The sequence below is a fragment of the Paenibacillus sp. P3E genome (assembly GCF_001909045.1).
Taxonomy (GTDB): Bacteria; Bacillota; Bacilli; order Paenibacillales; family Paenibacillaceae; genus Paenibacillus_AQ; species Paenibacillus_AQ helianthi.
The window spans coordinates 56,947-72,055 of sequence record NZ_LVWH01000148.1; the positions used below are offsets into that span (position 1 = coordinate 56,947).

A 15,109-nucleotide genomic window follows, 5' to 3' on the forward strand; every position below is an offset into this window, starting at 1 on the left:
ATTTGGGGTATTATGGGAATCAATATGCTGAAATTTTCGAGCGGAGGATACGTATGACCATTGTACTGCAGGGAGAAAAAGTTACGCTGAGGGATCTGACGGAAGAGGACATCCGCACTATTTATTATTATGAATATGAAGCGGAGGACAGGGAGCATCTGCTCTGGAATGGTCCTTACGGGATGCAGGAATGGGAAAGCTATGAAACGTTCGCGCCGAAATTTACCGAGACCTTGGCTCTGGTATATACCGACGAGCCCCGCAGCCGTCTGGTGATTGATATTGACGGCGAACTCAAAGGAACGGTAGGCAGATATTGGGTGTCGAAGGAGACGAACTGGTTTGAAATCGGAATTGTTCTGTTTGATTCGCGTTTTTGGTCAGGCGGATATGGGACCGAGGCATTCCGGATGTGGATGCAATATCTTTTTGAGGCCATGGATACGGTCCGGCTTGGAATAGGCACATGGTCGGGCAATGTCCGGATGATGGGGTTGGCCGCGAAATGCGGCATGATCGAAGAGGCGCGGGTACGCAAGGCGCGGATTGTGCGAGGTGAGTACTACGATGCCATTAAGATGGGGATTCTTCGTGAGGAATGGGAATCAGCAAGGAGCCAATAGACTTGAAGGGCAGGTAGGATAATGGGGCAGGAGCATATGGACAGCCAATTAAAAGAACAGACGGGCAGCGGGTTCTCAGGCAGAGCCGATCTGCATACCCATACATTATCTTCGGACGGAATGCAGCCTCCGGCTGAGAATGTAAGATTGGCCTATGAAAAAGGGCTGGCGGCAGTAGCAATTACAGATCACGATACGGTGGCCGGAGTCGCTGAAGCTCTTGAGGCCGGGCGGAAATACGGCATTACTGTCGTTCCCGGAGTCGAAATCAGTACGCGAGCCGGCGGGAAAGAGATTCATGTGCTGGGCTATTACATGGATACACAACAGGAACTGTTTCTGTCCAGGCTTGCAGAGCAAAGAGATACCCGCGCGCAGCGGAATGAGGCGATCATTGCGAAGCTGCAGGGACTGGGCATCGACATTACGCTGGATCAAGTTACCGCAGGCATAGGACGGGAGCTGAAGCCCGACGAGAGCGTGGGCCGTCCGCATATTGCCGACGCATTGGTGCGTCTCGGGGCGGCTTCGGATATGCGTGATGCGTTCGACAAGTATCTGGCTGAAGGCGCAGCGGCTTATGTGTCACCGCCGCGCATCACGCCGGAGCTGGCATGCGAATGGATTGCTGAAGCAGGTGGAGCAGCGGTACTTGCCCATCCAGGAATCTACGGGGATGATGAACTGGTCCGTGGTATTATTGAACGCAGTGCGCTGCGCGGCATTGAGGTCTACCATTCGGATCACGGCCCTGCCGATGAAGAACGTTACCTCGCGCTCGCTGAAGAATACGGACTCCTGGTCACTGGCGGTTCGGATTTCCACGGTGCGCGCCAAGGGGTTGTGTTTCATGGAGAGATTGGCAGCGTTTCGGTGCCGGTCGCGGTGCTGGAGCGGTTGAAAGGTGAGTCATCCGGATCTTAGGTAAAGTGAAGCTGAATTGCGCATGGGAAGTGGTCCGTGGTCTGGAATATGCCGACTAAGCAAAGCAACGGCAGAAATGCCGTTCTTAGCGACTCCCTTCGTGCCGTTCCCGCTTTCGTGATATATAAAGAACCACCAGCCAAGGACATCTGTCTTTTGGCTGGTGGTTCTTTATGTTTAAGAATGCAGTCCAGAGTTACAGCAGCATGCGTAGTATGCCTTAATTCTTGAGCGTATTCGGCAGACTCTTGATCCGTTCCTCATCAGGAGTGACGAATAGGGTCTTTTGATGATCGTAGATCACGAAGCCGGGCTTAGCCCCGCTGGGCTTGCGGACATGACGGATGAGTGTACAATCCACAGGGACACTGCTTGATTGTTTGGCTTGGCTGAAATAAGCAGCCAGTTGTGCGGCTTCCTCAAGCGTAGCATCTCCAAACGACTCGCTGCGGATCACCACATGAGAGCCGGGAATGTCCTTGGTGTGCAGCCAGGTATCATTGGCCGAAGTCAGACGGTTGGTGACATATTCGTTTTGAAGATTGTTTTTACCGACATAGATTTCCACGCCTTCCGAAGAAGTGAACACCTGCAGGGTAGGGCGGGTGGCTTTTTTCTTCTTTTTACCCTTTTTGCTGCGGTCACGCAGGTAGCCCTGACCCACTAGCTCATCGCGGATTTCCTCGATGTCATTCAATGAAGCATGGGCCAGTTGCTGCAGTAGTGTTTCCATGTAAGCAATTTCCTCATGGGTTTTGAGCAACTGTTCGTTGATCACCAGCAGGCTGTTCTTGTATTTGTTGTATTTCTTGAAATACCGCTGTGCATTGTCTGAAGGAGTGAGCAGCGGATCTAGCGGGATGGTGATTTCCGCCTGGTCCTCATCGTAATAATTCACAAGTGTAGCTTGCTTGTCGCCTTTGGAGACAGCATGTAATGAAGCGAACAGCAGCTCACCCCAGATCCGGAATTGATCGGCGTCCTGGGCTTCATCCAGGTCTTTTTGCAGATTGGCTAGCTTCTTGACGTTTTTGCTCCGTTCATTGCTCAGGAAACGGATCAGGTCACTAACCCGCTGCTTCACTGTATCTCGCTCGGCCTTATCTCCGTAATAATCCTCCAGGCAAGCGCTGATGGAGCTGTAATGCTTGACATGCTCATCCTCAAGTGTAAGTGCAATGGCCGAGAAGACGGGTTTGCCTTTGGCGTTTGCTCCTGACATCGGGGAAAAGCTGTCTACCCGTACCGGCGCAAGCACTTTGTCAAAAGATCTCCATAATGACGTCATCTCTTCCGTCCAATGTTCATCCGACTCGGGTGAAACGACAGATGTACTACCTGCGGAGTCGGCTGCTGAAGCAGGTCCGGTTACACCGCTCTGCCGCACAATCTCTCCGGCAATTAGCGGACTGATGCCGCTGAAGGCATGCACGATCCATTGGATAGGGTCGGCTGAAGGCGCTGGACCGCCGGAGCCGTCCGCCTTGGGCTCCTCCAGCGACTTCAAGAGGTCAGCGAGCTCACCCTCAATCATCTCTTCTGGCTCCTGCTCTTCACCGGAGCCAGCTGTCAGCGCATCCTGCTCAGCAGCTGCTGCGAGACTTATAAATGCCTCTTGGCCGATTACCAAAGGATTCAGCTTATGCTGCTGCGGCGGCTCAATATAGGCGATACCGGGCATAACATTCCGGTAGCTGCTGATTGTCGGAGTAACGTGATGAATACCGTCGATAATGGTGCCTGTTGCAAGATCGGTAAGAATGATATTGCTGTGCCGGCCCATCAGCTCGATGATGATTTTTTTGGCCGATACATCTCCGAGCTCATCCCGGGTCCTTACCTGGATATGAATGATGCGCTCCAACCCAACTTGACTGATGCTCTCGATGGTTCCGCCTTCACAGTGTTTGCGCATCAGCATGCAGAACATCGGCGCTTCCGCCGGATTAATGCTGTTTCTGTCGGTCAGATGAACCCGCGGATAAGTAGGATTGGCAGAGAGCAGCAGCTTACCGCCACCCCCGGAGCCACGGAGGATGAAGATTAGATCGTGTGTACTGGGTTGATATATTTTGCCGATACGTGCACCGATAAAGGATTGAAGCTCGTGCACGATCGCTCTGGTTACTATGCCGTCTAATGCCATGATCATGTTCTCCTGTCGCCTGATAATAAAGTACTCTCTCTATGATGCCATACTTTGACACATTTGCGCAAAAGGAGAAGCCATGGGAGAAGTGATATTTTGGGACGACTATGAATACACTTGGACATGAACAGGTGGAAAAGCTGTGCGCCGCCGGAAGTCAAGAAACGACCGGGAGGGGAAAGTAGGACTATGGAACAAAAAAGTTGGCACCGGCTCGGTGCAGAGGAACTGCAGAAGATGTTCGGCGTTCATCCGGGATCGGGCCTAAGCGGAGAGGATGCCGCGCAGAGGCTGATGGAGAACGGACACAATGAGTTGTCGGAAGGGAAGGCGATATCTCCGGTTACCCTAATGCTTAACCAGTTCAAGGATTTCATGGTACTGGTGCTGATGGGAGCGACGCTGGTGTCCGGTCTGCTGGGCGAATACCTGGATGCCATAACGATTGTCGCTATTATTATGCTGAACGGGGTTCTGGGTTTTGTCCAGGAATTCCGCGCCGAACGTTCGCTGCGTGCGCTCAAGCAGCTCTCGGCACCTTCTGCAAAGGTGCTGCGCGATGGAAAGGTTGAGCACATTCCCGCCAAAATGCTGGTGCCTGGCGATATTGTGCTGCTGGAGAGCGGTGACCGGATTCCTGCCGATGTCCGCTGGCTGCAGTGCAGCGCTTTGTACGCAGAGGAGTCCGCGCTAACCGGTGAATCACTGCCCGTCTCCAAGCATTCGGAAGCTATTCATGCCGAGGAAATTCCGCTTGGTGATCAGAAAAATATCGGATTTATGGGCACAATGGTCACGCGGGGAACTGGCCGGGCCATCGTTGTACGCACCGGCATGGATACCGAGATGGGCAAAATTGCCGATCTGATCCTGAATACCGAATCTCAGGAAACACCACTCCAGCATCGGCTGGAGCAGCTGGGGAAGATTCTGATCTATGTTTCACTCGGCCTGACTATTGTGGTTGTAGCTGCGGGTATTCTGCATGGGCAGCCTGTAGCTGCTATGTTCCTTGCCGGTGTAAGCCTTGCTGTAGCGGCGATTCCGGAAGGGCTGCCGGCCATTGTCACCATTGCGCTTGCACTCGGCGTTCAGCGGATGATCAAACGCAAGGCCATTGTCCGCAAGCTCCCATCGGTCGAAACACTCGGGTGTGCCTCGGTGATCTGTTCCGATAAGACGGGAACGTTAACCCAGAACAAAATGACGGTCACGAGGTTATGGAGTGCCGGGCGGAATTTAGAGGTAACGGGTGAAGGTTATGCCCCAATCGGACATGTACTGCAAAAGGGCAAGCCCATTGACCTTAAAAATGATCAAAACCTGCGGCGCATGCTCCAGATCGGCGCACTGTGCAGCAATGCAGAGATTATTGAAACCTTTCCCGGAGAAATCCGGAACAAGCGCAAAGAGAAAGAGAAAAGCAGTGAAACCGGCAAGAATGCGGCCAATCCGTCTGTATGGGAGCTGAAAGGTGACCCAACGGAAGGGGCACTGGTTACTTTATCCGCAAAAATGGGGCTGACTGCGCAGTCGCTTGCTGTGACCTATACAAGGGAAACGGAGTTTCCGTTCGACTCCGAACGCAAGCTGATGTCCGTGGTTGTCAATCATCCGGGCGGTAAAATGATCTGTACCAAAGGTGCGCCGGATGTTCTGCTGAACTGCTGCTCCTATATGCTGTGGGAAGGTGCGGTCGTACCTTGCACACCTACCTTGCGCCAGAAGGTGATGGAGGCCAATGAAGAAATGGCATCGGGTGCGCTGCGTGTTCTGGGAATGGCTTACAGGGAAATGCGTTCCGGTGAAGTTGCAGGCAGTGAAAAAGAAGCCGAATGCCAATTGGTCTTCGCCGGACTGGCCGGGATGATCGATCCGCCGCGCCGTGAGGTGCGCGATGCCATCAGCATCACCCGAAGAGCAGGGATCAAGACAGTGATGATTACCGGAGACCATGGAACCACAGCAGAAGCGATTGCCCATCAGCTGGGTATTTTGCAGCGTGGCGGAACTGTATTAACCGGCAGCCAGCTCACCCGGATGGATGACGATGCCCTCGATAAGGTATCGGATAATGTATACGTGTATGCAAGGGTTTCTCCAGAGCATAAGCTGCGCATCGTCAAGTCCCTGCAGCGCCATGGGCATGTCGTGGCGATGACCGGGGACGGGGTAAATGACGCCCCGGCGATCAAAGCGGCGGATATCGGGATCTCCATGGGGATCACGGGGACAGACGTAACCAAAGAAGCTTCTTCGCTCATTCTGGGCGACGACAACTTCTCTACTATAGTAGCGGCCATTGAGGAAGGACGGAACATTTACGAGAATATACGCAAATTTATCCGTTATCTGCTCGCCTCGAACGTAGGGGAGATTCTGACGATGTTCTTTGCCATGATGCTGGGGCTCCCTCTGCCTCTGGTTCCCATCCAGATTCTCTGGGTCAATCTGGTAACCGACGGCCTGCCCGCGATGGCACTTGGGGTGGATCAGGCTGAGAAAGATTTGATGGAGCACAAGCCGCGCGGATCGAAAGAGAACATCTTTGCCCGCCGCCTTGGATGGAAAATCATCAGCCGCGGGCTGCTGATCGGCCTTTGCACCTTAGCCGCTTTCTGGCTGACGCTGCGAATTGACCCCGGCAGTCCGCAGCAGCTGATCCGGGCGCAATCGGTTGCTTTTGCCACCCTGGTTATGGCCCAGCTGATTCACGTCTTTGACTGCCGCAGCTCCCGCTCAGTGTTCCACCGCAATCCGTTTCAGAACAAATATCTGGTGCTGGCTGTGCTCTCATCAGTTCTGCTGATGCTGGTAGTTATGTATCTGCCTGTGCTCCAGCCAGTGTTCAAGACCGTGCCGCTTACCTTCCGTGAATGGTGTCTGGTGCTGGTTACCGCAGGCATTCCTACCTTCCTGATGGGAGCTGGCAGCGTGTGGGGCGGCAAGAAGAACCACAGCCGCAGCGGAGGACGGACAATGATAAAAAGTACAAAAATTTCGGCATAAAATCAATAGCTTAAACCCACTCCTTAAGGTATGCTTGGTTCACTGTTACTAACCTTTAGGAGTGGAATCTCAATGGAATTTACCAAAATGCATGGCCTTGGCAATGACTTTATTATCGTTTTCGGCGAGCAGGAGCTTCCTGCTAATGCTTCTGAGCTTGCAGTTACCCTGTGTAACCGGTTCTTCGGAATAGGTGCGGACGGGCTAGTCTATATACTGCCGTCAGAACGCGGTGATTATATGATGCGCATTATGAATTCGGACGGTTCGGAAGCAGAGCAATGCGGGAACGCGATCCGTTGTGTGTCCAAATATGTCTATGAGCATGGACTGGTTAGCTCTGAGCAGATTGTTATCGAAACCATCGGTGCCGGTGAGCAGAAGGTATCCCTGAAGGTGAAGGACGGCGTGGTGGAGACGGTTACAGTTGATATGGGCGAGCCTGTGTTGTCAGGAGCGCAGATACCTGTGGCTATCGATGCCGAGCCTGTGCTGGACCAGCCGATTGAAGCGGATGGCAGAGAGTTCAAATTCACCGCTGTATCTATGGGCAATCCGCATTGTGTAATCTATGTGGATGATGCTGTAGGCTTTGACCTGACCACTTGGGGGCCAAAGCTGGAGGTACACCCGCTGTTTCCGAGAAAGGTCAACGTTGAATTCGCCACTGTTCTGGACCGCGGACATGTCGATATGCGTGTCTGGGAACGCGGAGCAGGACCTACCTTGGCCTGCGGAACTGGTGCTTGCGCCACGTTGGTCTCCTCAGTGCTGAATGGTCTAACCGACCGAACCGCGACAATCAGCCTGAAGGGCGGCGATCTCTATATTGAATGGAACGAAGAAGACAACCATGTTTACATGACTGGCCCGGCTCAGGTGGTATACACGGGTTCGGTGGACATTTAATCGGTCATCCTACAATCAGGATTTAACAATAAAAGAGCTATTTTCAAGCGGAATCTTTCACTTGAAGATAGCTCTTTTTCGTATTTGCGCATGATTGTGAATGAATGCACAACCAATACAAATGCTTTTTTGCTGAAAAAAGTCGAAAAAATACACAAGAAATTAGAGGGATCATCCGATATAAATTATAAGTTTTTACAGTTTTAGAAAATTGTTTTTCAGAGTTTGATTAGCATTAGAAAGGTGGACATTCATGAAACACAAATCAACCAGGATTTCGGCCATTTTTTTGACCTCTGTGATGTTGATATCACTTGTGGGGTGTACAGGGAAAGGTAACGAAGAAGTTAAGAAGTCGGATGAACAAATCACATTGAATTTTATGTGGTGGGGTAAGCCGAGCCGTAAGGAGATCACGTTAAAGGTTATTGATTTGTTTGAGAAAGAGAATCCCAATATTAAAATTAATACCGAGGATTACTCTTCAACTGCTGAGGTAGCCCAGAAGCTGGCGATGGAAACCGCTGAGCAAAAAACACCGGATATCATGCAGACAGACTATAATTTTGCTTTTAACTATGTCACCCATCACTTGATTGAGCCACTCGAACCGTATATGAAGTCCAACGTCCTTGATCTGTCCGATGTGGATAAATCCTATCTGGCCTCAGGACAGTATGAAGGGAAACAGTATGGTATTCCCATGGGATCGAATGCTCTGGGAATCGCATATGACCCTGAAATGTTTAAACAGTATGGTATAGAGCCACTTCAGGATTCGTATTCCATTCAGGATATGCAACAAACGATGCAGCAATTTAAAGACAAGGTTCAAACCCCGGGTTTTTATCCTTTGTATGCGATGTTTGATTTATCCTATTGGTTCAGAATGAAGGGTGAATCTTTTTACAATAAGGAAAAAACAGGTCTTGGTTTCAAAGATGCTACCCTGGTTGAATATCTGACACTGACGAAAACATGGCTGGATCAGGGGCTTCTGAACCCCGGTACAGATTCATCCAAGGATGAGAAAAACCCGCTGGCAACAGGGAAAACTGCATTTTTACAACTTGTAAGCAACCAAATGGTTTCAAATGGTGACGAAGCGGGCAGAACGCTGAAAATCATGAACCTTCCTACGGTTGAGGGAGCCACTGCAGAAGGGAACTTTGTGAAGCCTTCTATGTTCATCATGGTATCTTCTTATTCTAATCATAAGGAAGCGGCGGTTAAATTCGTTGATTTTCTCACTAATAACAAGGAAGCGAATAACATTCTTAAGGGTGACCGCGGAGTTCCGATTGCAACTAAAATCGCAGAACAATTATCCAGTCAATCCACCGAACAGGGGAAAGAACAATACTCATACATGAGTTATATTGCCAAACACTCCACCCCAATTGATCCGCCAGCACCGCTGTCTGATGCGGTCGTTCAAAACGCTCTGAAAATTATACTGAAAAACCTGTATGCCGGCAGTATTACACCAGAGCAGGCTGCAAGCACGTTCAGAGCACAGGCTGAAGAGATTTTGGGACCGAAAGAGGAGGGAAGCAAGTGAACAGGATGCAGAGTATCTTTCAAGCGAAAAGTATAAAACAGCGTCTTTACATAGGGTTTGGTATCGTTTTGATTTTGCTGGTGTTTATCGGAGTTACCGGGTACATGTATCTCTCGCAAATTAACGGAACCTATACCAGCCTCCTCAAAAAACAAGTGGCTACAATAGGCTTAATAAAAGATTTGAACACTACTATCGAATCTGAACATGCGGATGTATCCGATTTTATCATTTCTGCAGATCCGAAAAAAATGGATGCCTATGCAGCTGCACGCCTCAAATTCACGGAACATCATGCGAAGCTGGAATCACTGATCACAGATCCTGGTAAACAGCAGATTTTGGCCGGATTAGATTTGCTGCAACTGCAATTCATCGTAATATCCGATCAGATGATTGACGCTAAAAATAAAGGTGAATCAGAGAGCATAGTATCTATTGCAGTAAATCAGAGCGTCGTGTTGGATAAATTTGTTGAAGTAGCCCGTAACCTGGTTACTACGGAACAGACGGAAGCTGATCATAAAATTGCCATGGCGCAGCAACGTGCAAAAGATGTGGAATCCACGATTATTGGAATCATCATCATATCTCTAATTGCGGCAGCGGCATCATCTCTGCTGATCAGCAGTCAGATAACGAAGCCCATTAAGCTGCTGCAGACAGCTGCTGTACGGATTGCAAACGGAGATTTGACAGTTAACGAGATTCGAATCAAGAACAAGGATGAGCTTGGCGATTTGGCGGTTTCCTTTAATCACATGTCGGGCAATCTGCGGCATCTGATTCAGGAAATCGGGTCTCATGCAGAGCAGGTTGCAGCATCCGCCGAAGAACTGACAGCCGGTGCTGAACAAACAAGCCAGGCCACTGAACATATTGCTCATATTACTGAGGATCTGGCCCAAGGTACGGAAAAACAAGTTGAGAGTATTGCCGGAAGCATGAAAATGGTAAACCGGATGAATGAGCAGGCAGTTTTTATTGAAGAAAGTGCCTCCAGTGTGAACCAGTCCGCCATTAATGCTTCGCAAATTGTGGTACAGGGATCTGACGCGGTTAAGTCAGCGATACAGCAAATGGCTTCGATCCAGAATAACTCTACTGAGGTTGCTGTATCCGTTAAATCACTAGGTGAAAAATCAAAGGAAATCGGTACGATTATTAACTTTATTAATGAGATTGCAGGACAGACGAATCTGTTATCTTTGAATGCCTCCATCGAAGCGGCGCGTGCAGGAGAAGCCGGCAGAGGATTTGCGGTTGTAGCTTCTGAGGTGAAAAAGCTTGCTGACCAGACTGCAATGTCTGGAAAGCAGATCTCTGAAGTCATCAAGAGCATCCAGCTGGAGAGCGAAATCAGTGTATCCAGGGTATTGAAAGGCGAAGAAGAGGTTCTTGAGGGAATACGTTCCGTCACTGAAGCAGGAGAAGCTTTTGAACAGATAGAAGTGGCTATGCATGGTGTGACCGCTGAGATCAGTGAAGTTTCCGAGGCTTCCAAAGAAATGTCCAGTGATACCAAAAATCTGGTAACAGCTTTTGAAGGGATATCTGTAATTGTCAGTGAAACATCCGGTGGGACACAGAGTGTTTCAGCTTCTGCGCAGGAAACGCTGGCGACGGTAGAAGAGGTCAATAGTGCTTCAATGGCTCTGGCAAAAATGTCTGAAGAATTATTAGAACTGGCTGGAAAATTCAAAATAAGCTAATCCTCATTACTTTTACAGCAAATCTCCGATTCGGGGAGTTGCTTTTTTAGGGTCTGGTAATATGAATGGCTTTTGCCTGTTGAAAGCTTATCATCCATCCCGATTTATGTTACATTAGTATGAAACTATGGACTGATTAAGGGAGGTTCTTACGGTGAAGCCGGATTTGCGCTCTGCATGGAAGAATAACGTGTTGGTCGGAGACGGAGCGATGGGAACCTTTTTATATCAAAAAGGCTTCCCGGTCGGCATCTCCTATGAAGAATTGAATCTGACCTCTCCGGAGGTTATTGAAGATGTACACCGGAGCTATATTGAAGCGGGAGCGGTGCTGCTGGAGAGTAATACTTACTCTGCCAATTATGACAAGCTGTCCAAATTTGGCCTGGAGGCCAAGGTGGATGAAATCAACCGCGCAGGTGTACGGATTGCACGGCATGCTGCCGGGGATACCGGTTATGTCGTAGGTGCGGTTGGTTCAATCCGTGCCGGTAAACGGGCAAACCTGTCCAGCACCGAGCTGAAACGGTTTTATGCCCAGCAGTTTTCGGCGCTTTTGGAAGAGCAGCCTGACGGGATTATGCTGGAAACGTTCTATGATGTGGAGGAGCTGCATCTGGCATTAAGAGCGGTCCGCAAGCTCAGCGAGCTTCCGGTGATCTGCCAGCTGGCTGTAGATGAGACCGCACGCACCCTGGACGGATTAACGCTGACGGAGGCTTTTCATATTCTGGAGCAGGACGGTGCGGATATTATCGGCTTTAACTGCCGAACCGGACCTAATGGCATTAAGCGTGCACTGAAATCACTGCAGGGCAGCTTAAGGCTCCCCGCTTCGGTATATCCTAATGCGGGTATCGCCGATTATGTGGACGGGCAGTACCGGTATGGTGCCTCGCCGGATTATTTCGGCCAGATGGCCCCGGTTTTTGCGGATATGGGTGCCCGTATTATTGGGGGCTGCTGCGGCACAACGCCACAGCATATCGCTGAGATCTCTGCCGCTCTTCGCGAGTATTCGCCGCAGCCTCTGCCGGAGCCGACAGCCCAGAACAAGCTGGAGCGCCTGACGGTACAGGAGCATCTGGGAGACAACGAAGAACGTGATGGTCATGAACTGACACTGGTCGATCTGGTCAAGGAACGCCACACGGTGATCGTTGAGCTTGATCCGCCGCGTGATCTGGATATTGCAAAGTTCATGCGTGGCGCGGAAGCGCTGCGAAGAGCAGGTGCAGATGCTCTGACGCTTGCGGATAACTCGCTTGCTGTGACACGGATGAGCAACATGGCGCTGGGGCATCTGGTTCAGGCCCGTACGGGCCTGCGTCCTCTGGTTCATATTGCCTGCCGTGACCGCAATCTGATCGGAACCCAATCCCATCTCATGGGCTTCGATGCCTTGGGCATTGACCATGTGCTGGCAGTTACGGGTGATCCGGCCAGATTCGGCGATTTGCCGGGTTCAAGCTCCATCTACGATCTGACCTCATTTGAAATTATACGGATGATCAAGCAGTTGAATGACGGTATCGCCTTTTCCGGCAAGCCGCTGAAGCAGAACGCGAATTTTGTTATCGGAGCCGCATTCAACCCGAATGTTAAGCATTTGGACAAGGCGGTTGAACGTCTGGAGAAAAAGATTGCCTCCGGCGCCGACTATATCATGACCCAGCCAGTCTACGATCCTGAGCTGATCGAACGCATTGCGAAGGCTACGGCGCACCTGGAGATCCCTATTTTTATTGGTATCATGCCGCTGGCCAGTGGACGTAACGCGGAATATCTTCATAATGAAGTTCCCGGCATTCAGCTGTCCCCAGAAGTACGAAGCCGGATGCAGGGTCTGGAAGGCGAAGAAGGACGTGCAGAGGGTGTACGGATTGCCAAAGAGCTGTTGGATGCGGCTACTAGGCATTTTAATGGCATCTATTTGATGACGCCGTTCATGTTCTATGATATGAGTGTGCAGCTCCTGGAGTATGTGTGGGAGAAACAAGGACGTAAATTGTCCCCCTTGTTTCGCTAGTAAGAATCAATTACAATAGTGTAATGGATGTGATTCCGTTGTCATTTAGCATGACCGGATACGGTCAATCATCCCTGCAATTCGGCGGTTACAAGATTACGTTCGAAGTTAAATCGGTGAATAACCGTTACTGCGAAGTTGTACTGCGGATGCCCCGGGATTGGACGATTTATGAGGATATGCTGCGAAGACAAGTTCAAGCTCATATCAAACGGGGACGAGTAGATGTCATCATTAACAGGGAGCATACCGAAGAAGCCGAGTTGGCACAAGTGCTGAACCGTTCGGCGGTGCGTTCCTATTTGAAGTCAGCTGAGCAGCTGCAAGAAGAATTTGGGATTCAAGGTGAGCTGCTGCTGCGAGACATCCTTTCGATGCCAGGTGTAATGGAGTTCAAGGAAGATACCCATGTATCCGTCCTGGACCAGGACTTCAAGGATATTCTTGAGCAGGGTCTGAACCAGAGTCTGGAAGCTTTGTTAGAGATGCGAGCCCGTGAAGGCGGATTTCTAGCCGCTGATTTGGGGCGCAGGCTGAATCATCTGGAGGAGCTGCATGCTGAAATGGCAGCACTTGCTCCAGTGGTGGTGAACGAGTACCGTGAGAAGCTGCGCCAGCGGCTCAGCATGCTGAGTGACGGGACGTTCCCTTTTGAAGAGCATAAATTCGGAATGGAAATTGCTGTCTTTGCCGACCGCTGTAATATTGATGAGGAGCTTACCCGGCTGTACAGTCATTTTGAACAATGCAAGGCTTTGCTGAAGGGAAGCGAGCCGGCAGGACGCAAGCTGGATTTTCTCATTCAGGAGATGAACAGGGAGACGAATACAATCGGGTCCAAATGTAATCATCTGACTCTGGTGAATCTCACGCTGGATATGAAGGCTGAACTGGAGAAGATACGTGAACAAGCAGCGAACCTGGAATGACAGTGATCTGAAGCAAGCAAAGATGTAATCTATGGGGGGAACAACCGGAACATGGCAATTAAATTAATCAACATCGGCTTTGGGAATATCGTATCGGCCAACCGAATTATTTCCATAGTCAGCCCGGAATCTGCACCAATCAAACGTATTATCCAAGAGGCCAGAGACCGGCACATGCTGATCGATGCCACTTACGGCCGACGGACGCGGGCCGTCATCATTACAGACAGCGATCATGTCATTCTCTCGGCTGTGCAGCCAGAGACTGTGGCACACCGTCTTTCCAGCAAAGATGACGATAACGACGAATAACAACAAATGGAGTGTACTATGTCAAAAGGATTGCTGATCATACTATCCGGCCCGTCCGGTGTTGGTAAAGGAACTGTATGTTCCGCACTGCGGCCGAAGATGCCTGAACTAGTCTATTCCGTTTCCGCCACAACGCGTTTGCCGCGTGAAGGCGAAGAAAACGGAGTCAATTATTTTTTCAAAACCAGAGAGCAGTTTTCGGCCATGATTGAAGCTGATCAACTGCTTGAATATGCGGAGTACGTAGGCAACTATTACGGTACTCCGCGTGATTTTGTGGAGCGAACACTCGACAGCGGAAGAGACATTATTCTGGAGATCGAAGTTCAGGGAGCCCTCAAAGTCAAAGACAAATTTCCCGAAGGTATCTTTGTGTTCCTTCTTCCACCGTCCATGGACGAATTGAAGGACCGCATCCGCGGACGCGGTACGGAGCATCCTGATGTCATTAACCACCGTATGTCCGTGGCGGAGGATGAGATCGGCCTGATCCAGCATTACGATTATGCAGTAGTGAATGATGAGATTGATCTGGCCTGCAAGCGAATAGAAAGCATCATCATCGCCGAACATTGTAAGGTGAGATGATAGGTACGTCAGAACTCAAGCTCATATCACAGTAAAAGATGAAGAGGTGTTTTACATGCTATATCCATCCATTGACGAAATGATGACCAAAGTCGACAGCAAGTATTCCTTGGTTGTTGCAGCAGCCCGCCGGGCAAGAGCGCTACGCGAAGGCGGCAAGACCGATATCAAAGCTCCGAGATCACATAAGAACGTCGGTGTTGCTCTGGAAGAGATTTATGAAGACCGTATCATTGTGACCCGCGGAGAAGAGTAGTCCGAGCTATTCCTGCTAGGCCATTTTCAGAAACGGACGTAGCCATTTGTATGGGTTGCTGCCGTTTCTTCTTGGGTTAGAGGTCAATTATTTTAAATAGCCCAGACC

General features: G+C 50.2%; 12 protein-coding genes. 11 read left to right on the forward strand and 1 reads right to left on the reverse strand.

All coding sequences use genetic code 11. The features are described from left to right. Positions 1 to 53 precede the first annotated feature (53 nt). Together A3842_RS12855 and A3842_RS12860 are read left to right on the forward strand one after the other, a co-directional pair. On the forward strand, positions 54 to 623 hold the full coding sequence (locus A3842_RS12855; protein WP_074101671.1) for a GNAT family N-acetyltransferase: 570 nt from the start codon (positions 54 to 56) through the stop codon (positions 621 to 623). 36 nt (positions 624 to 659) lie between these two features. Further along, positions 660 to 1,547, forward strand: a complete 888-nt coding sequence (locus A3842_RS12860) for a PHP domain-containing protein (RefSeq protein ID WP_074101685.1) — start codon at positions 660 to 662, stop codon at positions 1,545 to 1,547. Between the two features lie 220 nt (positions 1,548 to 1,767). On the opposite strand, the gene A3842_RS12865 is transcribed toward A3842_RS12860, so the two are convergent. After that, a complete protein-coding gene (locus A3842_RS12865; protein ID WP_074101672.1) occupies positions 1,768 to 3,693 on the reverse strand; it encodes an Rqc2 family fibronectin-binding protein in 1,926 nt (641 codons plus the stop codon). A 192-nt stretch (positions 3,694 to 3,885) separates the two neighbouring features. Between A3842_RS12865 and A3842_RS12870 the strand changes: the two genes are divergently transcribed. From A3842_RS12870 to rpoZ, 9 genes are all read left to right on the forward strand, one after another. Further along, positions 3,886 to 6,705, forward strand: a complete 2,820-nt coding sequence (locus A3842_RS12870; RefSeq protein WP_074101673.1) for a calcium-translocating P-type ATPase, SERCA-type — start codon at positions 3,886 to 3,888, stop codon at positions 6,703 to 6,705. Positions 6,706 to 6,777: 72 nt separating this feature from the next. After that, positions 6,778 to 7,614 carry a diaminopimelate epimerase gene (gene dapF / locus A3842_RS12875; RefSeq protein WP_074101674.1) on the forward strand — a complete coding sequence of 279 codons (837 nt, stop codon included), beginning with the start codon at positions 6,778 to 6,780 and terminating at the stop codon, positions 7,612 to 7,614. A 253-nt stretch (positions 7,615 to 7,867) separates the two neighbouring features. Then, a complete protein-coding gene (locus tag A3842_RS12880) occupies positions 7,868 to 9,175 on the forward strand; it encodes an ABC transporter substrate-binding protein (RefSeq protein WP_074101675.1) in 1,308 nt (435 codons plus the stop codon). A gap of 5 nt (positions 9,176 to 9,180) precedes the next feature. Continuing rightward, positions 9,181 to 10,887, forward strand: coding sequence for a methyl-accepting chemotaxis protein (locus A3842_RS12885; protein WP_074101686.1), 1,707 nt, complete (start codon positions 9,181 to 9,183; stop codon positions 10,885 to 10,887). Positions 10,888 to 11,041: 154 nt separating this feature from the next. Next, entirely contained in the window at positions 11,042 to 12,916 is a 1,875-nt protein-coding gene (locus A3842_RS12890) for a bifunctional homocysteine S-methyltransferase/methylenetetrahydrofolate reductase (RefSeq protein ID WP_074101676.1), read from the forward strand. Between the two features lie 38 nt (positions 12,917 to 12,954). Next, on the forward strand, positions 12,955 to 13,845 hold the full coding sequence (locus tag A3842_RS12895; RefSeq protein ID WP_074101677.1) for a YicC/YloC family endoribonuclease: 891 nt from the start codon (positions 12,955 to 12,957) through the stop codon (positions 13,843 to 13,845). 51 nt (positions 13,846 to 13,896) lie between these two features. Further along, positions 13,897 to 14,157, forward strand: a complete 261-nt coding sequence (gene remA, locus A3842_RS12900; RefSeq protein ID WP_006209218.1) for an extracellular matrix/biofilm regulator RemA — start codon at positions 13,897 to 13,899, stop codon at positions 14,155 to 14,157. 18 nt (positions 14,158 to 14,175) lie between these two features. After that, on the forward strand, positions 14,176 to 14,745 hold the full coding sequence (gene gmk / locus A3842_RS12905; RefSeq protein WP_074088595.1) for a guanylate kinase: 570 nt from the start codon (positions 14,176 to 14,178) through the stop codon (positions 14,743 to 14,745). Positions 14,746 to 14,800: 55 nt separating this feature from the next. Next, complete coding sequence (gene rpoZ, locus A3842_RS12910) at positions 14,801 to 15,001, forward strand: DNA-directed RNA polymerase subunit omega (protein ID WP_074088596.1); 201 nt, start codon at positions 14,801 to 14,803, stop codon at positions 14,999 to 15,001. The last annotated feature ends 108 nt before the right edge of the window (positions 15,002 to 15,109 follow it).

Coding starts and splice junctions, on each gene's coding strand:
- A3842_RS12855 (WP_074101671.1), top strand. CDS start 54: ATGACCATTGTACTGCAGGGAGAAAAAGTTACGCTGAGGGATCTGACG.
- A3842_RS12860 (WP_074101685.1), top strand. CDS start 660: ATGGACAGCCAATTAAAAGAACAGACGGGCAGCGGGTTCTCAGGCAGA.
- A3842_RS12865 (WP_074101672.1), bottom strand. CDS start 3,693: ATGGCATTAGACGGCATAGTAACCAGAGCGATCGTGCACGAGCTTCAA.
- A3842_RS12870 (WP_074101673.1), top strand. CDS start 3,886: ATGGAACAAAAAAGTTGGCACCGGCTCGGTGCAGAGGAACTGCAGAAG.
- dapF (WP_074101674.1), top strand. CDS start 6,778: ATGGAATTTACCAAAATGCATGGCCTTGGCAATGACTTTATTATCGTT.
- A3842_RS12880 (WP_074101675.1), top strand. CDS start 7,868: ATGAAACACAAATCAACCAGGATTTCGGCCATTTTTTTGACCTCTGTG.
- A3842_RS12885 (WP_074101686.1), top strand. CDS start 9,181: ATGCAGAGTATCTTTCAAGCGAAAAGTATAAAACAGCGTCTTTACATA.
- remA (WP_006209218.1), top strand. CDS start 13,897: ATGGCAATTAAATTAATCAACATCGGCTTTGGGAATATCGTATCGGCC.
- gmk (WP_074088595.1), top strand. CDS start 14,176: ATGTCAAAAGGATTGCTGATCATACTATCCGGCCCGTCCGGTGTTGGT.
- rpoZ (WP_074088596.1), top strand. CDS start 14,801: ATGCTATATCCATCCATTGACGAAATGATGACCAAAGTCGACAGCAAG.